Source organism: Xylanivirga thermophila (assembly GCF_004138105.1).
GTDB lineage: Bacteria > Bacillota > Clostridia > Caldicoprobacterales > Xylanivirgaceae > Xylanivirga > Xylanivirga thermophila.
Map to the genome: position 1 here is coordinate 107,710 of NZ_RXHQ01000006.1, position 23,305 is coordinate 131,014.

Annotated in this window: 18 protein-coding genes; 15 read left to right on the forward strand and 3 right to left on the reverse strand. The window is 39.3% G+C overall.

Annotation, left to right across the window (positions count from 1 at the left end; genetic code table 11):
* The first annotated feature begins 287 nt into the window (after window positions 1-287).
* The 5 genes from EJN67_RS05145 (at window position 288) to EJN67_RS05165 (ending at window position 5,550) form a co-directional block, all read left to right on the forward strand.
* Window positions 288-1,697 (forward strand): beta/alpha barrel domain-containing protein, encoded by a 1,410-nt coding sequence (locus EJN67_RS05145; RefSeq protein WP_129723238.1) that lies wholly within the window; start codon window positions 288-290, stop codon window positions 1,695-1,697.
* Window positions 1,698-1,927: 230 nt separating this feature from the next.
* Window positions 1,928-2,260 (forward strand): GNAT family N-acetyltransferase, encoded by a 333-nt coding sequence (locus tag EJN67_RS05150; RefSeq protein WP_279387715.1) that lies wholly within the window; start codon window positions 1,928-1,930, stop codon window positions 2,258-2,260.
* A 67-nt stretch (window positions 2,261-2,327) separates the two neighbouring features.
* Window positions 2,328-3,497 carry an iron-containing alcohol dehydrogenase gene (locus EJN67_RS05155; RefSeq protein WP_129723242.1) on the forward strand — a complete coding sequence of 390 codons (1,170 nt, stop codon included), beginning with the start codon at window positions 2,328-2,330 and terminating at the stop codon, window positions 3,495-3,497.
* Window positions 3,498-3,631: 134 nt separating this feature from the next.
* Complete coding sequence (locus EJN67_RS05160; protein WP_129723244.1) at window positions 3,632-4,285, forward strand: HAD family hydrolase; 654 nt, start codon at window positions 3,632-3,634, stop codon at window positions 4,283-4,285.
* An 86-nt stretch (window positions 4,286-4,371) separates the two neighbouring features.
* A complete protein-coding gene (locus EJN67_RS05165; RefSeq protein WP_165000743.1) occupies window positions 4,372-5,550 on the forward strand; it encodes a ComEC/Rec2 family competence protein in 1,179 nt (392 codons plus the stop codon).
* A 117-nt stretch (window positions 5,551-5,667) separates the two neighbouring features.
* Here EJN67_RS05165 and EJN67_RS05170 read toward each other — a convergent pair whose 3' ends face one another.
* On the reverse strand, window positions 5,668-6,300 hold the full coding sequence (locus tag EJN67_RS05170) for a CPBP family intramembrane glutamic endopeptidase (RefSeq protein WP_129723248.1): 633 nt from the start codon (window positions 6,298-6,300) through the stop codon (window positions 5,668-5,670).
* Window positions 6,301-6,439: 139 nt separating this feature from the next.
* On the opposite strand from EJN67_RS05170, the gene EJN67_RS05175 reads away from it, so the two are divergent.
* From EJN67_RS05175 to EJN67_RS05185, 3 genes are all read left to right on the forward strand, one after another.
* On the forward strand, window positions 6,440-8,644 hold the full coding sequence (locus EJN67_RS05175) for a hypothetical protein (protein WP_129723250.1): 2,205 nt from the start codon (window positions 6,440-6,442) through the stop codon (window positions 8,642-8,644).
* On the forward strand, window positions 8,641-9,747 hold the full coding sequence (locus tag EJN67_RS05180; RefSeq protein ID WP_129723252.1) for a glycosyltransferase family 4 protein: 1,107 nt from the start codon (window positions 8,641-8,643) through the stop codon (window positions 9,745-9,747). Before EJN67_RS05175 ends, EJN67_RS05180 begins: the two co-directional genes overlap by 4 nt.
* 268 nt (window positions 9,748-10,015) lie before the next feature.
* The gene (locus tag EJN67_RS05185; RefSeq protein WP_129723254.1) at window positions 10,016-11,848 is read left to right on the forward strand and encodes an ASKHA domain-containing protein; all 1,833 of its coding nucleotides are present in this window, start codon (window positions 10,016-10,018) and stop codon (window positions 11,846-11,848) included.
* Between the two features lie 44 nt (window positions 11,849-11,892).
* Here the strand turns inward: EJN67_RS05185 and fabI are convergent, their stop codons facing one another.
* Window positions 11,893-12,663, reverse strand: a complete 771-nt coding sequence (fabI, locus tag EJN67_RS05190; protein ID WP_129723256.1) for an enoyl-ACP reductase FabI — start codon at window positions 12,661-12,663, stop codon at window positions 11,893-11,895.
* A gap of 335 nt (window positions 12,664-12,998) precedes the next feature.
* On the opposite strand from fabI, the gene tig reads away from it, so the two are divergent.
* From tig to yihA, 6 genes are all read left to right on the forward strand, one after another.
* Window positions 12,999-14,309 (forward strand): trigger factor, encoded by a 1,311-nt coding sequence (gene tig / locus EJN67_RS05195; RefSeq protein ID WP_129723258.1) that lies wholly within the window; start codon window positions 12,999-13,001, stop codon window positions 14,307-14,309.
* A gap of 4 nt (window positions 14,310-14,313) precedes the next feature.
* On the forward strand, window positions 14,314-14,898 hold the full coding sequence (gene clpP / locus EJN67_RS05200) for an ATP-dependent Clp endopeptidase proteolytic subunit ClpP (protein ID WP_129723260.1): 585 nt from the start codon (window positions 14,314-14,316) through the stop codon (window positions 14,896-14,898).
* Between the two features lie 23 nt (window positions 14,899-14,921).
* Window positions 14,922-16,208, forward strand: coding sequence for an ATP-dependent Clp protease ATP-binding subunit ClpX (gene clpX, locus EJN67_RS05205; RefSeq protein ID WP_129723262.1), 1,287 nt, complete (start codon window positions 14,922-14,924; stop codon window positions 16,206-16,208).
* 93 nt (window positions 16,209-16,301) lie between these two features.
* On the forward strand, window positions 16,302-17,975 hold the full coding sequence (lonB, locus tag EJN67_RS05210; protein WP_129723263.1) for an ATP-dependent protease LonB: 1,674 nt from the start codon (window positions 16,302-16,304) through the stop codon (window positions 17,973-17,975).
* Window positions 17,976-18,012: 37 nt separating this feature from the next.
* Entirely contained in the window at window positions 18,013-20,361 is a 2,349-nt protein-coding gene (lon, locus tag EJN67_RS05215; RefSeq protein WP_129723265.1) for an endopeptidase La, read from the forward strand.
* Window positions 20,362-20,387: 26 nt separating this feature from the next.
* On the forward strand, window positions 20,388-20,996 hold the full coding sequence (gene yihA / locus EJN67_RS05220; RefSeq protein WP_243641234.1) for a ribosome biogenesis GTP-binding protein YihA/YsxC: 609 nt from the start codon (window positions 20,388-20,390) through the stop codon (window positions 20,994-20,996).
* Here the strand turns inward: yihA and EJN67_RS05225 are convergent.
* Window positions 20,971-22,257 carry a hypothetical protein gene (locus EJN67_RS05225; protein WP_129723267.1) on the reverse strand — a complete coding sequence of 429 codons (1,287 nt, stop codon included), beginning with the start codon at window positions 22,255-22,257 and terminating at the stop codon, window positions 20,971-20,973. The genes yihA and EJN67_RS05225 overlap by 26 nt on opposite strands.
* Before the next feature lie 122 nt (window positions 22,258-22,379).
* Here EJN67_RS05225 and EJN67_RS05230 point away from each other — a divergent pair, with 122 nt between their 5' ends.
* The gene (locus EJN67_RS05230; RefSeq protein WP_129723269.1) at window positions 22,380-23,141 is read left to right on the forward strand and encodes a hypothetical protein; all 762 of its coding nucleotides are present in this window, start codon (window positions 22,380-22,382) and stop codon (window positions 23,139-23,141) included.
* Window positions 23,142-23,305 lie beyond the last annotated feature (164 nt).

Genomic DNA, 23,305 nt, shown 5'->3' on the forward strand with positions numbered 1-23,305 from the left:
TGTTCCACTTTTAGTATAGCATATAATTGTTAAGAATCTATCAATTATTTCACTTTTCTGTAATTCATAACTTAAATTAGATTGTATAAAACTTACGCTCTATATGTTCTCAAGTTTTATACAATCTATATCTGTTATTTATTTCAAGAGTATGAATTAGGGTAATTTTTATAATATGTATATTTTTTTAGAAAAAAGTTGTTGACATCAAATGTATCATTGTATACAATAATACATAATATGAATAGCTTAATTTGTAAACTTGCATTGAAAGGGAGGTTGATCATATGCTAGAGTTTAGTAAAAGATCTAATACACTGGAACAATCGGCTTATAAGTACTCTTTGCAGGATATAGAGGAGCCGAATTTATATAGAGATCTATTTCCATATGAAAGTGTACCGAGGATATCATTCAACCATCGTGTTGTGCCCATGTATGTACCGGATGATATATGGATAACAGATACTACGTTTAGGGATGGGCAACAGTCCCAGGCACCTTTTACTGTAAAACAGATAGTGGATCTTTATGATCTGCTACATAGATTGTCAGGTCCAAATGGTGTAATAAGGCAGAGCGAGTTTTTTCTTTATACCAGTAAGGATAAAGAGGCTTTGGAAAAATGTTTGGAAAAGGGATATGAATATCCTGAAATCACCAGTTGGATAAGGGCAACTAAAGGCGATTTTGAACTGGTAAAGGATATGGGTCTTAAAGAGACCGGCATATTGGTCAGCTGCTCTGACTATCATATTTTTAAAAAATTGAATATGTCTCGGGCGCAGGCTATGGATAAATATTTGGCAGTAGTGAAGCAGGCATTGGAATATGGAATAAAGCCCCGTTGCCATTTTGAGGATATAACAAGGGCTGATTTTTATGGATTTGTAGTACCGTTTGCAATAGAGCTTAGAAAACTTATGGAACAGACGGGTATTCCCATAAAGATAAGGGCATGTGATACATTGGGATATGGCGTGTCATTTCCAGGTATAGCACTCCCAAGAAGTGTACCGGGAATTATATATGGTTTGAGACATCATGCCGGTTTTCCAAGTGAGCTTTTGGAATGGCATGGGCATAATGATTTTTATAAAGCAGTCCCCAATTCTACGGCAGCCTGGTTGTATGGTGCCAGCTCTGTAAATTGTTCTTTGTTGGGGATAGGAGAGCGTACAGGTAATTGTCCGTTGGAGGCTATGGCAATAGAGTATGTATCCTTAAGGGGAGATGAAAATGGCATGGACTTGTCGGCTATAACAGATATAGCTGAGTATTTTAAATATGAGATGGGATATACAATCCCTCCGCAGACTCCCTTTGTAGGTAAAAACTTCAATGTGACAAGGGCAGGCATACATGCCGACGGGCTGCTTAAGGATGAAGAAATATATAACATATTTGATACAGGAGCTATATTGAAGCGCCCGCCTCTAGTGGCTATAGGCCCACATTCAGGTCTTGCCGGTATAGCCCATTGGCTAAATACCTATTTTGATCTGGAAAGAAAGGGCATTAAGGTGGATAAAAAGCATCCCGTAGTAATACAGATGAAGGATAAGGTGGATGAATATTATCAGGAAGACAGGACTACTGTGCTATCTGATGAGGAATTAGAGGATATAATAAAATCTATAGATATGGAGTTTTACAAAGCCATATCTAGCCGTAAAGGTATAAAGAAATGGGTATAAACAGAGGTTGCAGGCTTTTGCTTGCGACCTTTTTTTATATAGAAATATGCCTTGAATTTCCATTTATCTGGTGCTATACTTATAAAAAAAGATAGAGGTTTAATATGATAAAATTATTGGATCTGCAAGATGATTGTATAGCAAAAGAGGTTTTGGATCTTGAAGAGATATAATATAGGATTGAAGCAGAACTAATTGGATTTCATGATATCCCGCCCCTTAATGATAGTATAGCATCCCTTAAGGAATGTGATGAAACGTTTTACGGATATTTTGTAGATGATCGGTTGGCAGGGATTATTTCGTATAAATTAAAGGATAGATGCTTAAATATATATAGGGTAGCGGTGCATCCGGATTTCTTTAGAATGGGTATAGGACAGGCCATGCTATGCTATATAGAAGAGCATAACAATGGAATAGAATGCATACTGGTATCCACCGGTACAAACAATATACCTGCAAGGAACTTATATACAAAATGTGGATTTAGGGCAGTCTATACTGTTGAGATACAGCCTGGAATTTCTATCACAAGCTTTGAAAAGGAGCTTAACTCATAGTTTCAATGCCATGGAATATGTTTATATATATATAGTTTATCATGTTTAAATACAAGGAGGGTTAGCATTGGATAATTTTGTTTTCCAGAGCCCTACAAAGATTATATTTGGTAGGGGTGCAGAGAAACATGTAGGGGAAGAGGTAAAGCTACTTGGCAAGAAGGTATTGCTCCACTATGGTGGAGGAAGCATAAAAAAATTTGGACTCTACGATAGGGTTGTAAAATCCCTAAATGATGCTGGGGTAGATTTTATAGAACTAGGTGGAGTTAAGCCAAATCCTAGGTTAAGTCTGGTAAGAGAGGGTATAGATCTGTGTAGAAAAAATAATGTGGATTGTATTTTGGCAGTTGGAGGCGGGAGCGTTATAGATTCCTCCAAGGCCATTGCCATAGGTACCCTATATGATGGGGATGTATGGGATTTTTATTCAGGGAAAAGCTCTGTTGAACGCTCATTGCCGGTAGGGGTAGTACTTACCATTCCTGCTGCAGGAAGCGAGGCGTCTAATAGCAGTGTAATAACCAATGAGGATGGATGGTACAAACGGGGGTTAAATACCGATGTTATTCGTGCTAAGTTTGCGATAATGAATCCAGAACTTACATTTACTCTGCCTCCATATCAGACTATTTGTGGCGCAGCTGATATAATGGCCCATGTAATGGAGAGATATTTTACAAATACCAAAGATGTGGATTTTACAGATAGGTTATGCGAAGCTACATTGAAGACCATAATAGACAATGTTCCAATAGTACTTGAAAATCCTGAAGATTATGGGGCTAGGGCTCAGATCATGTGGGCAAGCACCATAGCACATAATGGACTGTTAAACAGTGGAAGGGCAGGGGATTGGGCATCCCATGGCATAGAGCATGAATTAAGTGCTATATACGATGTGGCCCATGGAGCAGGATTGGCTGTAGTATTTCCTGCTTGGATGAAATATGTGTATAAGCATGATGTGGACAGATTTGTACAGTTTGCAGTTCGGGTGTGGAATGTGGATATGGATTTTGAACATCCTGAGTGCACAGCACTAGAGGGCATACGTAGGCTGGAGGAATTTTTCAGCAGGATCGGACTGCCTGTTACATTAAAAGAGCTTGGTGTACCAGATGATAGATTGGAAGAGATGGCTGATAAGGCGACAAATAACGATAGCAAGACTATGGGTAATTTTGTAAAGCTAAACAGGGAAGATGTTTTAAATATATATAAACTGGCTAGGTAAATATATAGGCTATAAATGAGTATAATGCCCTTTTTGATGTATTTATAAATACATCAAAAAGGGCATTTCTATTTTGAACTTGATGCAATATATGTTAAACTAAAATATGAAAAAAATAAGGAGGCTTTTTACATATGAAGACATATAACACCATACTATTTGATCTGGATGGTACCCTGACAGATTCTAAAGAAGGGATTATAAATTCTATCAGGCATGCCCTTTCATACTTTGACATAGTGGAAGATGATATGGATAAGCTCAAAAGCTTTATAGGGCCTCCACTCAAGGATTCTTTCAAAGTATTATATGGTTTTGATGATCATAAGGCTGATGTTGCTATTGTGAAATATAGGGAATATTTTAAGGATAGGGGTATATTTGAAAATGAGGTGTACCTATGTATTCCGGAGATGTTGTCAAATCTTAAACGTCATGGCAAAACCCTTATAGTGGCTACATCAAAACCCACCGTATTTGCTAAGAGGATACTAGAGCACTTTGACCTGATGGAATATTTTTCAGATGTGATAGGGAGTAATCTTGATGGTACCATGGTTGAAAAGAGTGAAGTAATAAAATATGCACTGGATAAAAATAATATAACAGATCTTGACAGCACAATAATGGTAGGAGATAGAAAATATGATATAGAAGGCGCCAAAGACGCTGGTATAGATTGTATTGCAGTGTTGTATGGGTTTGGTACAAGTACAGAGATTAATGAGGGTAGCCCATTATATATTGCAAAAACTGTTCAGGATATAGAAAAGATTATTCTTGGTTAATTTTATTCCTCATTAACACGTCTTTGCCCATCATATGATATAATATATAGATAATGAGTTAACATAAAATGGAGGGATATGGCAAAATGAAGATACCAATACTTATACCGGGGTTTCGTAGTGGTATATTGTGGAAAAAGGTTATAGCGACCATATATTATGCCCTTACAGTATATCTCTTCATACAGAGCTGGAGCCTTTTGACCTTTTTTATTGCCTTTCCGTTTGCAGTGTTTTCACTTATAGATATTATAAAGGCAAGCATATTAGGGTTGGATGCAGGTAATAGCAAATATGTCTTTATTCTATCTAATATAGCATTATTTACCGGGGCAATTGATGTGTTTAGATCATTTTTTAATATGAATCCAAATAAAAAGCGACTGCCTATAGCTCAAAAGATACCATACAATGCATTAAAGGTGCATTTTCTAAATATTGGTCAAGGTGATTGTATACTTATACAGCAAGCTTCCAATGCCATGTTAATAGATGCAGGGTATTGGATAAATGGGAGATCAATAGTTAAGTATTTAAAGAATAAGGGTGTAGAAAAATTGGACTATATAATAGTCACCCATCCACATCCTGATCATATAGGAGGTATGCCTAGGGTGTTAAGGCATATACCTGTGGATAGGATGATACTCCCTATGGTTAAGTATCCCATTCAAAAACACCGTGAAAAGGTAGAAAAGCTTTTATCTATATCAAATGATGGGAACACGGAAATTATCTCCGCCTGTCCCAATACCATATACAAATTTGGCAAGGGCTATTTTAGTGTATTATCTCCTAATGGAGATCGTTATGATAGGCTAAACAACTATTCAATAGTTACAAAACTGGTATTTGGGCATACTGCATTTTTATTTGCTGGAGATGCAGAGATGTACCTGGAACATGAAATGATAAAAGAAGGTTTCAATCTAAAATCCGATGTCTTAAAGGTAGGGCATCATGGAAGCTATACCTCTACTAGTAAGGAATTTTTACAAGCCGTATCTCCCAAATATGCAGTTATAAGCGTGGGACGAAAAAGCCTCTATGGGCATCCTGATAAGTCTACCCTAAACAAATTGGAAGATATAGGGGCTGTGCTCTATAGAACGGATAAAAGGGGTACTGTAGTTGCCATATCCGATGGTTCTAATGTGGTATTTGATACCCGTCCATGTACCTATCCTAATGGAAGGAAAAAGCTTACACCATACAGAAGAAAATATAAACTGTTGAGTAAAAATAAAAAAGTAAATCAGTTATAAAATAAAAATGTAATATGCTGGGCAGTCTATGTATTTAGATTGCCCAACATACTTATAGAATCAGTATATCCCCGTGATATGGGTATTGTTGCCAAAATATATATACCTTATACATAATTATATGAATATAATACCAAAAAAATTAATAAATCCATGTGCTAATATACATCCAATGAGGTTTTTAGTGCGAATGCGTATCAGACAGAGTAAAACCCCTATAAAGAATGCCGATAAAATGGCTCCTATTCCACCCATTATGTGCATAAGTCCAAATAAAAGGCTGTTTATTATCACTGCCTTATATTTGGGATATATATTAATAAGGCATGTGAGTAGCATGCCCCTAAACCACAGCTCTTCTATAAATCCCACTATTCCTATTTGATACAGTAATATCCTAATATATTCAGGATCGAGTCTTAGCCCCTTATGAAATGGATAATACAGTATGATACAGATGCATATACTTAATCCCATTCCAAACACCATGGAGTATATCAGATTATCATGCATAATGCCCATCATTTTAGGACTCCATCTATGCTTTATAAGCTCCATTATGAGTACTATAATTAGTAGTATATATGAAAAGGTAGGCATATATCTATTGCTTTTAAGGCCTAAAAGCAGACATATCTCCATATAGATAGACAATACAGATATGGGTATAATAAAAAAGAGTACAAACATTTTAAACCATTCATTTTTTAAAATCACTCTTAGCTTTATGTACAGGGATTTAAACAACATAGAACGATCTCCTAAATTTAATATATACCTAGTATTATATTAAAGACCAATAAAATAAATGAAGATTTCAATTGGTTAATTTAAGCAAAAAATGGGTACAATCAAGTCTATGGAAGTTTTTCTTGAGGAGGTACTTTTTTTGAAAAGGGCAGCGTGTATTTTGTTGGTTGTTTTGATGTTTTTATCTATAGGTCAATCTATAACCTATGCATCGGAATTACCATCTGATAAGATATCCGGTTCAAGACTGGTCATAATATCCATGGACAGGGTAAGCTATAGGGATATAGATGAGTATAATTTGATAAATATAGAGGCAATTATAAAAAAGGGTGCTAAAGGGCTTATGACTACAAACACAGGTGGCAGCCTTGCACAAAAAAATGCCTATGTGACCCTTGGGGCCGGGGCTAGGGCCAGGGGAAATGACAAATCCTCCATATGCCTTGATGCCAATGATACATATGACGGACAGCTGGTGAAAGATCTGTACTATCAGATGATGGGGCGGGAGGTTTTAGATGAAAATATAGTTAATATGGGCATTATAGACTTATATGATCTAAATAGTGATAGGCTATATGACATAAATATAGGGGCTGTAGGTGATGTATTGCGTGGACACGGCATCAAAACAGCAGTATTTGGAAATAGCGATCTCCCTGACAATCCACAAAGGTACATGGCATCATTCCTTATGGATAGATATGGGGTAGTTGAAAGGGGAGATGTGGGTAGAAGTATGAATATGATAGATACCAAAAGACCCTTTGGCATAAAGACTGATTATAAAAGGCTTGAGAATGCCATAGAAAAAGCATGGGATGAGGCTCAGGTGATTGGTATAGAACTGGGAGATACAAGCAGGGCTGAGAATTTTAAAAATAAATGCACGGAAGAAATGCTAGAGCGATATCGACGTATTGCCATGGAGGAAGGGGATAAATTTATAGGTAATATCCTAAAAAAAGTTAATTTTGACAAGGATATAGTGATGTTTTTATCCCCTGTAGCTCCCGCCAAGGATATAGGACGTGGCAATCGCCTAGCTCCTGTTATAATCACTGGACCGAACATGGGAAACGGGTATTTAACCTCAAGTTCCACACGTAGGAAAGGTGTTATTACCAATATGGATGTAGGTGCTACTATACTTCATATGTTTGATCTCCCGCCCCTTCCCGGGCAACTGGGCAGTTATGCATATTCAATAGATGAGAAGGCGGGAGTGGATGAAATGCTTGAATTTAATGAAAGGTTAGTCCTACTCCTTGATATGCGACACACATTAAATCCTGCATATATATATGGGGACATAATAATATCAATAGCCGCCCTATTGATATTTCTATTTGCAAAGAGATATATAAAATGGATAAACATACTTTTATTATTCGTAATGATAGTACCGCTTTGCTATCTTATACTGCCCGTGTTTTATACCCCTTCCATGTTTCAAAATGCATTGATAGCCCTTATGATCTCTCTTGTTATACTTGCCCTTTTGATGTATTTTGTGCCTACAACTGTAGATAGAATATGGATATTATCCCTTGGGCTTGCCATTTCTCTCATTGTGGATCAGTTGACCGGTGCCCGCCTTATAAGGGATTCGCCCCTGGGATATGATGTCATAAGTGGATCAAGGTTTTATGGCATGGGCAATGAATATATGGGGGTTATGATAGCATCCATATGTACGGGGAGTTGTGCAATGCTTCAAAGGCTTAGGGATAGTTCTATGGGCAGAGTGATAACGACTTTAATATTTCTTATGGGCCTATTTACCATGGTATCCCCTAGGTTAGGAGCCAATGTAGGCGGCTCAATAGCAGCATTTATAGCTTTTTTATGTACCATATGCCTCATATATGAAATAAAGATAACTCCAAGGCGTGTAATATCTGCATTATTGTTATTGATGGCGTTATTGGTGGGGGTGTTTTTATTGGACAATATAGGCGGTGCGGATGCCCAGTCACATATGGGTCAGACAGTAAAGCTCATAAGGGAGAACGGTATAAAGGAACTCTTTATAATATTTAAACGGAAGATATCTATGAATATAAAGCTCATAAGGTATACCATTTGGAGCAAGGTATTTCTAACTTCGCTTATACTGATTGTAGTATTATTTTTCAAACCCACTGGACTTTTAAGACGGACATTTGAGCGTTTTAATATAGTGAAAAAAGGGCTCATAGGTGCAACTGCAGGCGCCATTGCTGCATTACTTGCTAATGATTCAGGAATAGTGGCTGCTGCCACGGCTATGATATATATAGCGCCGCCTATCACACTCCTAATGATAGAGGAGCTTAATACAAAGGAGGTAGATTCATGACTGTAATGGAACTTTTGCCACCTGCAAAAGGGGGAATGGTAAAGCATTTTCTATCCCTATCTAGAGGATTAAAATCAAAGGACGCAAGGGTAATTGCATTGTGTACACCTGAGGATAGATTAATGGAGGAGCTATCAAATAGCGGTATAGAATGTATTCCTTTTTTTGTACCGGAGGATATGGGTGTTTCCTCTGTAAAAAGGAGTACTCAAAAACTCACAAATATCATAAAGAAATATAATCCTGATATTCTACATGTCCATGGCTTTAAAGCAAGTATAATAGGCAGACGGGCAGCCCAGAGGATTGGAGGGATATCGGTTTTATATACAGTTCATAATTTTTTGCCTTTTAGTGGTGGATGGAAGCTAAAAATGGCCCGTTTTTTAGAGCATAGATTGTATAAGGATACATGTGCTATAATAACGGTATCCGATAGTCTTAGCAGGTATATGATCGAAGAGATGGGACTTCCCTCCACAAAAATGCACGTGGTATATAATGGAATAGATACTGTACAAACTATAGATTCGGATTTAAGGGATGAGATGGGTATATCAAATTCTACATTGGTAGTGGGCACCACATCCAGGCTTATACCGGCAAAGGGTATAGATTACCTGTTGGATGCAATACCCATGGTACTTGACAAGTATGATGATATGAAGTTTATTATAATAGGTGATGGGCCAGAGGAGGATAGATTAAAGGCAAGGGCCCATGGTATTTCCGATACACATATCATATTTACAGGGTATGTGGAAAACATAGAGGATTATTATGGCATAATGGATATATTTGTTTTGCCTACATTGTCAGAAGGTCTGGGTATATCGGTACTTGAGGCCATGTCCTTTGGTATTCCGGTTATTGCCAGTTATGTAGGGGGTATTCCCGAGATAATAAACCACAGGCAGACTGGATATTTAATTCCTCCCGCCAACAAGATGGAAATAGGTTTGGCTATTTTAAATATGATAGATCATCCTGATATGCGTGAAAGGCTAGGAAAATCAGGCAAAGAAAATGTGGAGAAAAATTTTAAATTGGAGACTATGATAGATCAAACATGGCGCATAATGAGCGAATGCTATAATAGATAAGAAAAAAGTCCCGATTATTATAATACCGTCTAGAAATAAACCTGTGTAGGTAGTATAATTAGTTATGTATGTATTTTAAAAGCATAGGACGCTTCAATATATAAGGTTGGCTGTACAAAATAGCCGACTTTTTTGTGCCATATACTGGAATAGATAATGTTTTAAACTAGTATTTGAAGTTTTATTTGCAATTATCCATACGTTCATTATAAAATGATAGGGTTAATGTTTTTTTAGAAGGATATATTGAAAGGGGCTAAAGGGTAACATGTACGAAGTTACTATTATAGAACACGATGGCAAATCAATAACACTAGAGGCAAGGCCCTATATGAATCTTTTAGATCTGCTAAGGCGAGAGAGGGTTTTTATTCCCTCTACCTGCGGGGGGGCAGGTATTTGTGGCAAATGCAAGATAAGGGTTGTAGAGGGTACTGGTTATGGTATAACCGAACAGGAACGGGAATTATTATCCGATAGGGAGATTGAGGCAGGTATAAGGTTGGCGTGTATGATAGAGATAGACGAGGATATTACCATCCAGACAGTAAACGAATTTGCAGGGGCAGGTATTTTGATAGACAAGGAAGGGATGGATGAAGTGTCTCCCGCCATACAGAAGCAGCACATCTCCCTCCCACCTCCCAGCATGGAAGATAGGACAAGTGATGTGGAGCGGATAGAGGCAGGGCTGGGGCATAAAAGCAGTATTCCATACAATGTTATGGGGGAATTGTCAGAAGTACTGAGAAATGATAAATACTCTGTTACCGTATCCCTTTTCTATAATGACGTGGTATCCATAGAAAGTGGGGATACAAGGGATAGGAGCTATGGCATAGCGGTAGATATAGGGACTACCTCCATAGCTGGATTTCTTATGGAATTAAATACGGGTCGTCAGATAGACATATATTCTACTGTTAATCCCCAGGTAAAGTATGGGGGAGATATAATAACACGTATAGACTATACCATAGGGCATGGGGATGGCTTATCTAGTCTCTCTGATATGATAAGGCGGGAGATAAATGATATGATAGAGTATTTTTGTGCCAAATGGTCCATACATAAGAAGCAGATATACCATATTACCCTTTCGGGGAATACTGTAATGCTACACCTTTTCGCTAATCTGCCGGTAGATCATATAGCTGTGCCCCCTTTTACACCTGTGGTGGCAAGGACACTACATATACCGGCAAGGGACCTAGATATCAATATATGTCCTGATGGTAGGGTTACCTTGCTGCCTATGATAGCTGGATATATAGGTGCAGATACCATATCTGCTGTTTTGGCATCTGGTATGTACAAAAGTGAAAAGATGAGTTTACTTGTGGATGTGGGGACTAATGGTGAGATAGTACTTGGAAATAAGGATGGCTTTATATCCTGTTCTGCATCGGCTGGACCTGCGTTTGAGGGAGCACGGATACGCTGTGGCATGGCTGCAACGGGTGGTGCCATCAATAAAATCAAATTGTCAGATGGGGATATAGTATATGCCACCATAATGGACAGGCCGTCTCAGGGTATATGTGGTTCTGGGCTGGTTGATGGAGTAGCTATTATGCTCAAATTGGGTATATTGGATGCCCAGGGAAAAATGATGAGGCGGGGTGAGGAGGGGACATTGCACCTTTCTACTGCTATACAAGATAGGCTCTGTGAGATAGACGGGCAGGCGGCATTTATAATATCCCGTGAGGGCGAAGTTTGCGGGAGTAAGGATGTGTATATATGTCAGAAAGATGTAAGGGAGCTTCAGCTTGCAAAGGCAGGTATAGCAGCTGGTATACGGATACTTATGAATGAATACAAACTGGATTATGAAGATGTGGGAAGGGTATATCTATCAGGTGGATTCGGTAATTATATGGATCAAAAGAATAGCATACTTATAGGTCTTATTCCAGAGGAGCTTAAATATAAGATAAAGACAATAGGAAATGCATCTGGTAGAGGGGCAAAGATGGCCCTTTTGTCTAAATACAAGATGGCAGAAATAGAAAATATAAGGGGTTTGATAAAGTATGTCGAGGTGTCGGCAAGGTCAGATTTTCAGGATATATTTGCAGATATGTTGTCATTTCCGTGATATAAAAAAGGCCTGTATCAAATTGATACAGGCCTTCAGTAATTTTACAAACCCAATATATGATATCCAGCATCTACATGGATGTTTTCACCGGTTATGGCTTGGGATAGGTCACTTAAGAGGAATGCTGCTGTATTTCCCACTTCTTCTTGAGTTACAGTTCGGCCTAGGGGCACCTTTCCCTCATATTGTTTAAGCATATTGGTAAAATTACTTACCCCCCTAGCCGATATGGTCTTTATGGGACCTGCGGATATGGAGTTTACCCTTATATTGTTTTTGCCTAGTTCTGCTGCTAAGTATCGTACGGCTGATTCTAGTGCCGCTTTAGCAACGCCCATTACATTGTAGTTTGGTACTGCCCTCTCGCCGCCAATATAGGTAAGGGTTATGATCCCTCCACCTTCTGTCATTAGATTCTTTGCATAGCGTGATACTGCCACCAAAGAATAGGAACTTATATTTTGGGCTAGCAGATAACCATCCCTTGAGGTTTCAGAAAAGTTACCTTCAAGCTCTTCCTTTTTGGCAAATGCAAGGCTGTGCACCACGCCATGGAGCGTTCCTATATCGTTTTTTATATCATCAAAAAGCCTTAGGATATCCATATCATCTGTAACGTTACATTTATAAAGCTTCGCATCTGGCATTTCACTTGATAAAAGTTGTTTTACTGAACGCTCTGTCCGTTCGCCTTCATATGTAAATATGAGATTTGCCCCTTCCCTTGAGCAGGCTTTTGCTATGCCCCATGCAATGCTCCATTTATTTGATACACCCATTATCAATATATTCTTATTTTCAAGCAGTGACATTTGTATACCTCCTTGACTGTTTTAAAATTGTACACCTGTGGTATATAAGTTATAGACAGGTACAAGAATAATACTAAGAATCGGAACAACAATTAAAAGCTAATTGCTGCTATCATCACTATAACTCTCACAATTATACTACATACGGGATACATATTGCAATGCCTCATACATTGTGCTAAAATACACGAAAGTGGCATGGATATCTACCTAGCAATATGTGTCAAAATTGTATTGGACATATGATTCTATTATGCTATAATATAATAGTTAATAGAATCGTATAGGCGGATAAATAAAAATTGAATAAATTTGTTTCTAAGGAGGACTTTTAGGTGAAAGCTACAGCTGAAAAAACTGAAAAAAATACAGTTAAACTTGAGATTGAGGTAGATGCACAGCAATTTGAAGAGGCTATGCAAAAATCTTATATCAAAAATCGAAAAAATATTGCAATTCCGGGATTTCGTAAGGGCAGGGTGCCTAGAAAGATAATCGAGACATATTACTCAGAAGCCGTATTCTACGAGGACGCTGTAAATGATGTTTGCCCTAAGGCATATCTAGATGCAGTAAAGGAACAGGGCATAGAACCAGTTGACCAGCCTGAGTTTGATATAGTACAGATCGGACAAGGCCAAAATCTTATTTTTACTGCAGAGGTTACTGTAAAACCTGAGGTGGAATTAGGGGAATACAAAGGAATAGAAGTTCAAAAGGTAGAGTATAATGTTACAGAGCAGGATGTGGAGCAGAGACTAAAACAGCTCCAAGAGCAAAATGCTAGATGGATATCTGCCGATGATCGGGAAGTAAGGAATGATGATAGGGTTACACTTGACTATCAGGGCTCTGTAGACGGAGAGTTATTTGAAGGCGGGAGTGCTGAAAATCAATCTCTAGAGATAGGATCTGGACAATTTATTCCTGGTTTCGAGGAGCAATTGGTGGGTATGAAAGTAGGGGAAGAGAATGATATAAAAGTTACATTCCCAGAAGAGTATCATGCTGCTGAGCTATCGGGTAAGGAAGCGGTATTCCATGTAAAGATAAATGAGATAAAGGAAAAGGAACTTCCTGAGCTAGATGATGAATTTGCAAAGGATATAAGTGAATTTGATACTTTAGAGGATTACAAGGCCGACCTCGTAAAAAACATGGAAAAATCAGCAAAGGATAGTGCAAAGGCCGAAATGGAAAATAGTCTTATAAAAGAGATCGTAGATAGGTGCACTGTGGATATTCCAGATGTAATGGTTGAGCATCAGGTAGACCATGCGATTTATGACTTTGAGTATACTTTGATGTATCGTGGGCTTACACTGGAACAATATCTCCAGTTTACCAATACATCTATGGACGATTTTAGGGCACAATACAGGGATGAGGCATATAATACAGTGAAGACCCAACTTGTGCTTGAAAAGATAGGCAAGGAAGAGAAGATAGAGGTAACTGACCAGGATGTAGATGCGGACATAAAACGATTAGCAGAAGAAAACAACATAGAAGAGGAAAAGGTAAGGGAATATTGGAAGGGTCAGGAGGCATACCTCAAGGAAAATCTGCTATTCCAGAAAACCGTTGATTTTTTGATGGAGAATGCTGTTATAGTGGATAAAAAGGAAGAAAATAAGGAGGCGTAGACATATGAGTTTGGTGCCTATTGTTGTTGAACAGACAAATCGAGGTGAGCGCTCATATGACATATATTCGAGACTTTTAAAAGAGCGTATTATATTCCTTGGTGGGGAGATATATGATGATATGGCCAATCTGTTAGTGGCCCAGCTATTATATCTTGAAGCAGAAGATCCAGATAAGGATATTCAGATATACTTGAATAGTCCAGGGGGATCTGTTACAGCTGGCTTTGCCATCTATGATACGATGAAGTATATAAAATGTGATGTATCTACAATATGCATTGGTATGGCAGCATCCATGGGTGCATTTTTACTATCTGCCGGTACCAAGGGCAAAAGGATAGCTCTACCTAATAGTGAGATAATGATACATCAGCCACTTGGTGGAGCAAGGGGCCAGGCTTCGGATATTGCTATTCATGCAGAGCAGATATTGAAGCTTAAAAAACGTATAAACCAGATATTGTCTGAAAATACAGGGCAGCCGCTGGAAAGGATAGAAAGGGATACGGATAGGGATTTCTTCATGTCTGCAGAAGAGGCAAAGGAATATGGTATAGTAGACGAAGTAATGACGTTCCGTAAATAAAGCATGGTTTAAGAGGTGAAGACATGGCACGATATGATGATAAAAAACAATTAAAATGCTCTTTTTGCGGCAAAACCCAGGATCAGGTACGCCGCTTGGTGGCAGGCCCGGGTGTGTATATATGTGATGAATGTATAGAACTGTGCCAAGAGATAATAGATGAGGAATTCGAGGATGTGTCGGATATTGATCTAAAGGAGATCCCAAAACCGCAGGAGATAAAGGATATACTTGATCAATATGTTGTAGGACAAGAAGGGGCAAAAAAGACCCTTTCTGTTGCAGTATACAATCATTACAAACGTATAAACAGTGATGTAAAGACCAGTGATGTTGAGCTGCAAAAAAGCAATATACTTATGCTAGGTCCCACCGGTTCAGGAAAAACTTTGCTAGCGCAGACGCTGGCAAAGATACTCAATGTACCGTTTGCCATTGCTGACGCTACTTCTCTCACTGAAGCTGGATATGTGGGGGAAGATGTTGAAAATATACTATTAAAGCTTATTCAGTCTGCTGATTATGATATAGAGCGTGCCGAAAAGGGCATTGTATATATTGATGAGATAGACAAGATTGCCAGAAAATCTGAAAATCCATCTATTACTCGTGATGTATCTGGTGAAGGGGTGCAGCAGGCACTACTAAAAATACTTGAAGGAACTATGGCTAGTGTGCCTCCCCAAGGCGGGCGCAAACATCCCCATCAGGAGTTTATTCAGATAGACACTACCAATATATTGTTTATATGCGGTGGTGCATTCGATGGAGTGGAAAATATCATCCAAAATCGCACAGGCAAAAAGTCCATGGGTTTTGGTGCTGATATAAAACACAATACAGAAAACGACATTGGGGAGATATTAAGCAAGATCTTACCGGAAGACCTATTAAAGTTTGGTCTTATACCGGAATTTGTAGGTAGATTGCCTATTATAGCAACATTGAACCAGTTAAATGAAGAGGCTCTTGTCAGGATACTTACCGAACCTAAAAATGCGCTGGTTAAGCAGTATCAAAAGTTATTTGAGATGGATGATGTGGTATTGGAGTTTGAAAAAGAGGCACTTCTTACCATTGCCCATATGGCCATTGAACGAAAGACCGGTGCTAGAGGGCTTAGAGCCATACTTGAAGATACTATGCTCAATGTGATGTATGAAATTCCATCACGGGATGATGTAGAGAAATGTATAGTAACGAAGGATACGGTACTTAATAAGAGCGATCCCATGCTTATATTGGTCGATGGACAGAAGGTCAAAAAAACTGCTAAAAAATCAAAGACCAAAAGGGAATCGGTATCGTAAAAAGAGCTGCAAAAATGCAGCTCTTTTTTGCTGGATAAAAAAAGCTGGCCTAAAACATACTAATATTATGAGTATAGAGAGGAGGCCAAGCTTTTGTTTAACAATATAGTGGCTTTAATACAGTTCTTTTTTGCGATTGTAATAGGTTTGTATTTTTTCAACATGCTAAGGGGGCAACAGGATACTAAGTCAGCAGTGGACAAGGAATCAAAAAAAGAGATGGAGAAACTCAGGCGTTTAAGGGAGATATCCCTTACCCAACCCCTGTCTGAGAAGACGCGGCCTAAGCAGTTGGAGGACATAATTGGACAGGAGGAAGGAATAAAGGCATTAAAGGCTGCGCTATGCGGACCAAACCCTCAGCATGTTCTAATATATGGTCCTCCGGGGGTGGGAAAAACCTGTGCTGCCAGGCTGGTTATGGAGGAGGCAAAAAAAAATCCTTGGTCGCCATTTAGGCAGAATGCAAAATTTATAGAGATGGATGCCACCTCCATAAGATTTGACGAGCGGAGTATAGCCGATCCATTGATAGGTTCGGTACATGACCCCATATATCAAGGGGCAGGGCCAATGGGGGTTGCTGGCATACCCCAGCCAAAGCCAGGTGCGGTTACAAAGGCACATGGAGGCTTGCTATTTTTAGATGAAATAGGGGAGCTCCATCCTATTCAGATGAATAAACTTTTAAAGGTGCTAGAGGATAGAAAGGTAATGCTGGAGAGTGCATATTACAATTCAGAGGATAAAAATATACCTAGGCACATACATGATATATTTAAAAATGGACTGCCTGCTGATTTTAGGCTGGTAGGCGCCACTACAAGGGGTGCAGAAGAGATACCTCCCGCCATACGTTCTAGATGTTTGGAGATCTTTTTTCGTGCCCTTACACCTGATGAGATAATGCTAATAGCTAAGAACGGTGCAGAAAGTGCTGGATTTACCATAGATGAAATGGCCACTGATACTATAGGCAGGTATGCTACTAATGGTCGTGAGGCAGTAAATATGATACAATTGGCCGGAGGTGTAGCCCTTATGGAAGGCAGGCACCATATAACACTTGATGATATTGAGTGGGTAGTTGAAAGTGGCCACTACAGTCCTAGACCTGAGAAGAAGATGCCATCAAGGCCTAGGATAGGATGTGTCAATGGATTGGCAGTTTATGGACCGAGCCTTGGTACAGTTATGGACATAGAATGTACTGCTATACCTACGATTGAAGGAAAAGGTATTATAACGGTAACAGGTATAGTAGATGAAGAGGAGATGGGCAGTGATTCGAAAAAGCTTAAGCGCAAGAGCACTGCCAGGGCATCTGTTGATAATGTATTGACTGCTTTGCAAAAATGCTTTAATATAAACCCCAAGGACTATGATATCCATGTAAACTTTCCAGGCGGCATACCCATAGATGGTCCTTCTGCAGGAATAAGTATGGCTACTGCCATCTATTCTGCAATTACAGGTAAACATGTGAATAATAAGGTAGCCATGACTGGAGAAGTGTCCATATTTGGCGATGTACGACCTGTGGGCGGTGTTTCTGCAAAGATAGCAGCTGCCAGAGATGCTGGTGCAAGGCGAGTTATAATTCCAAGGGACAACTGGCAGGAAAATTTTAAGGCCTATGATATGGAGATTATACCAGTGGATAGGTTGGAAGATGTATTGAAATATGTCCTATGCAATGATGATAGGGATAAGACTGTAAAGGCGGGAATCCAAGACAGTAATTTACTTAGTGCATCTGGTAGATAATATATAATTTTTTATGTGTAATTAAGGAGATGATTGAATGGGAGATAATACTGATATAAAGATTTTGCCAGTATTAACACTTAGAGGTTTGGCAGTATTCCCATATATGGTATTGCATTTTGATGTAGTTAGGGAAAAGTCAATAGCAGCCATAGAGCAGGCTATGGTAGGCAATCAGGAGATATTTTTGGTAGCCCAAAATGATCCAAAGGCTGATGAACCTCATATAGAGGATATACATGAGGTAGGTACAATAGCAAAGATAAAACAGATACTAAAGTTGCCGGGAAATAATATAAGAGTGCTTGTTGAGGGATTAAGCAGGGGCAGGATGTTGGAATATATCAAGGAAGATCCCTATTTTGAGGGTAAAGTAGAGGCATGTAGGGATCCTGAAATGGAAAAGGTGAATTTGGAGCAAGAGGGTCTTATGCGTAGTCTACTTGATCTCTTTGACGATTATGTCAAGATTAGCAGCAGGTTGGCACCCGAGACTTTGGTATCGGTTAGTACTGTAAATGATCCTGGTCAACTATCCGATATAATCGCTGCAAATGTACTGGTTAAAATGGAAGATAAGCAGGATATATTAGACGCCATAGATATAACGGACAGACTTGAGAGGCTTTATGATATATTATCACGTGAGATAGAGATATCTAGGATAGAGCGTAGGATTGCGGGACGTGTCAAGAAGCAGATAGATAAGGTACAGCGGGAATACTATCTTAGGGAGCAGTTAAAGGCCATACAGAAGGAACTAGGTGAATATGACAGCACTGTAGGCGAGGTGGAGGAATATAAAAGCAACTTAGAATCGGCTAACCTTCCTAAAGAGGTCAAGGAAAAGGCATTTAAAGAGCTTGAAAAGCTATCTAGAATGCCATCTGCGTCAGCGGAAGGAACGGTAGTTAGAAACTATTTGGATTGGATAATAGATCTACCATGGAATGATGAGACGGTGGATAATACCGATATGAAGATAGCCGCTAAAGTACTTGATGAGGATCATTATGGGCTCTATAAGGTAAAGGAACGAATATTAGAATACCTTGCAGTAAAGAATCTTACAAAAACCATGAAAGGTCCAATACTCTGCTTTGTAGGTCCTCCAGGAGTTGGTAAGACATCCATAGCAAAATCCATAGCCAGGGCATTAAACAGAAAGTTCGTACGTATGTCCCTTGGCGGTGTACGTGATGAGGCTGAAATAAGGGGACATAGGCGTACCTATGTAGGTGCCATCCCGGGACGTATAATATCCTCTATAAAGACGGCTGGATCTAAAAATCCACTTTTTCTATTGGATGAGATAGATAAGATAGGCAGTGATTTTCGTGGGGATCCAGCTTCTGCCCTACTTGAGGTATTGGATGCGGAACAGAATTATGCCTTTAGGGATCATTATTTAGAGCTTCCATTTGATTTATCTAAGGTTATGTTTTTAACTACTGCAAATACACTAGATACGATACCAAGGCCCCTCTTAGATAGGATGGAAATCATCAGGATTCCGGGGTATACTGAGGATGAGAAGCTCAATATAGCAAAACAATATCTCATTCCCAAGCAGCTTAAGGAACACGGATTACCCGAGGATGGAATAATGATGTCCGATAATACCATAAGGGATATTATAAACTACTATACAAGGGAGGCAGGAGTTAGAGAGCTTGAGAGGCAGATAGCAGCCGTATGTCGCAAGGCGGCAAGGCGAGTGGCTGAGATGGGCACAAAGCGGGTGAGAATAACATCCTCCAACCTTAGAAAATACCTAGGTATACCCATATACAGCTATGATAGGGCCGATGAAGAGGATGAGGTTGGAGTGGCAACGGGTATGGCCTGGACCCCTGTTGGAGGGGATACTCTGTTTATAGAGGCTACTCCAGTACCAGGTACTGGTAAGCTAGTATTAACAGGTCATTTAGGTGACGTTATGAAAGAGTCTGCCCAGGCTGCTTTTACCTATATACGCTCAAAGGCCAAAGAATTTGGCCTCGAACCGAATTTTCATGAAACCATCGATATGCATGTACATGTACCTGAAGGGGCAATACCAAAGGATGGACCATCGGCAGGTATAACCCTTACTACGGCTATGCTGTCGGCTTTGACAGAGATACCCATAAGACGTGATGTAGCCATGACCGGAGAGATAACCCTAAGGGGTAGAGTGCTGCCAATAGGAGGGCTTAAGGAGAAGACCCTGGCTGCCCACAGGGCGGGTATAAGTACCGTCATTATTCCCCATGAAAATATAAAGGATCTGGAAGATATACCGGATAATATAAAGAACAAACTGGATATAGTAGCTGTGAAGAACATGGATGAAGTGCTTAAGCTTGCATTAGTAGAGATGCCGGAGAAATCTAAGAATGAATAGATTGAAGAAAAAGGAGAATGAGGGAAATGGGGCAAATGCAAATAAAGAAGGCGCAATACCTAAAAGGAGCTGTTAAAAAAGAGGATTGCCCAAGGGATGGGCTACCTCAAATAGCCCTTGCAGGTAAATCAAATGTGGGCAAGTCCTCCCTTATAAACTGTGTAGCAAACAATTATAAGCTGGCTAGGGTGAGTGGCCAGCCAGGCAAGACCCGTATTTTAAACTTTTATATGATGAATGATAAATTTTATCTAGTAGATCTACCTGGCTATGGCTTTGCAAGGGTATCCATGGAAGAGCAGGAGGCATGGGGTGATATGATGAATTCATATCTTACATCAAATGAGACCATCGCCCTTATAGTACATATAGTGGATATACGCCATGCACCTACCCAACTGGATATACAAATGGCTGAATGGATACGGCATTTTAATATGCCGGTGGCTGTTGTTGCTACCAAAGCGGACAAGATATCAAAGGGCAGATGGAGGGGACAGATAAAAGATGTACAATCTGCCCTAGGGTATGATGAAAAGGTACCTATAATACCTTTTTCTGCTGTTACCCGCCAGGGCAGGGATGAGCTTTTGTCTGTAATGAACGAGTTTATTTTGGCTCATCGTCAGAATTAGGTGACTCATTGACCTCTGCTTTTGGGAGATCTTGTAGCTGCTTTATCTCAAAATCATGTCTCTTTACATTGCTTTGAAGGCTATACAGGCTCCGTTCATTTTGAATGAGTTTATCCTGTATGGCATATAGGGCCTGATATATCTCCTCTATCTGGCGGGAGAGGCGAGAGGATTCTTTTTTTAGGTCTTCAAGCCATTTTGTTCCTTCCTGAGCCATATTGCTGGTTTGGGGAGGGGCATTTAATTTTTGGGGCATAAGACCCAATGGGAAAATATTAAGCTTGGGAGATATGGTACCCCATATCTCCAGATGGGGAGGAAGGGCATCATAGAGCAATGATACATATTCAAAATGTTCAATGTTTTTAGGATGTTCCACCATTATACTTTGGGATTTGGACCAGTTGAGGCCATTATTATCTGACCACTTAAATAATATGGACTCCCCATTTTGCCAAAAACAATATAGTGTCTTATTATAAAAAAATGCAGGGCGGGAGGCTTTTTCCTTATCCTTATTGAGCACACCTTCCGGCCATTTTATAGGATCGTCATTATTATTCGATGTCAGATATTTTATAATATTTGCATCCTCGCCTTTTTCGATCCATGCTATGTGTATATTATTATCTGAATCCACGTATATGGTTGTATCCCTATAGCTATTCATACTACTATGTACTGAGCTGGGTGTTGTCCATATATTTGTCTTTGAGTCAAATTTACAATAAAAAAGGCTAGTCTCCCGCCTCCTTTGAAACCTATACAGTATGTGGAGATTATCATTTAGGTCTACAAAACGACACATGGGCATAACCAGATTATCTGAAGTAAAGGTCCATATTCTGCCCCTTGCCCATTCCTGTCCATCCCCATAATAGTGGGTCATTACTTCTGTATTTTTATATAGTGAACTTTGAATATAATACAGCATGTGGATATATGTCCTGGATGATATTATTGTCACATAGGATATATTCTGAAATCGAGATTTTATGCGTTCTATTACATTATATCGCCATTCTTCTCCATTCCATTGGTAATATATGAGATATCTGGTATGGGTATATGCGAGTATATGTATCCTTCCATGTATATCCATAGTGGCACAAAATTTCTTTACTAATTGTCCATCTATACTGGTTGGTGTCATTGTCCTTTTCCCATCTTTTATATAGGTATAGTTTATGCGATGGGTATCTGACAGATATATATGCCAATATCCGCCTATACTATCTTGGAGTATAAATGCATTATCCATATATTTCACCTGCCTTTTATAAAAATTGTTGAAAATATTCACAACCTTCCCCGATAGTACATATTATGCATTAGAAGGACGATATAGTTCTCTAAGTTGCATAAAAAGGAGGGTTTGAGAATATGTCTTTTTATTCATACAAAAATCAGGGCAACGAAAGGTGTCCTGCAAGTATAGGTGCTGAAGGTTTAAACAGGATAATAGAGAGGGTATGTATTCAGGTCAATAAGGTTTATGATGCATGCCTTCAGCAGGAAACGCTAAACGATGTCCGCATAGTTTTAAAAAATGTCTGCCAGCCGCAGACCAGTTTTGTACCTCCTTTGACTTTTATAAGCTGTAGGAGTACTACTGTAGAGGGCAAACTGAGAGGTACCAGAATTGATAGACTCCCAGAGAGACCTAATTTTGCTAGGGTAAGAACCAAAGTGGAGATACCCATTGAAGTTATATTTGAAGACTCCCAGGGTAGAAGGGGTTCTGGTTTTGCTGTTATAATCATTCCAAAGGATGTTGTTTTGTTTGTACCAGATGAGTCTGTTATTCCATTCCATCTTGAGAGTGTAGTAAATGCAGTATGTGTATCTGGCAATTTTGTACCAGGGGATATGTTTAGATTTGATGTAGATGTGTGTATCACCATAATACTAAAGATAGTAGCAAAGGTAGAACTCCTGGTTCCCGCATTTGGATTCTGCGAAATTCCACCTTGCGAGGAGTTTGCAGAGAATATCTGCGACGAATTCTTCAGATTGCCTCTGTTCCCACCGCAGCTTGAAGACAGTCGATTGGGAGGAGAAGAGGATTGTCCATGCCCGCCCCACAGGCCACCTAGACTAAGGACGCAGGCAGAAGTTGAAGAAGTAGAAGACAAAGAAGAGTAAATAAGTGGCACAAGGGCTAAGGTTATCCTTGGTCCTTGTTAGTGTATAATTTTCATGGGCATCGGGCATTAAATTCCAAAAAGAGGAAGACCCCACTAAGGGGTCTTCCATATGCATAGTCAATCCTATATAATGTAATCAACACCGAAAAACATTAAGGAGTG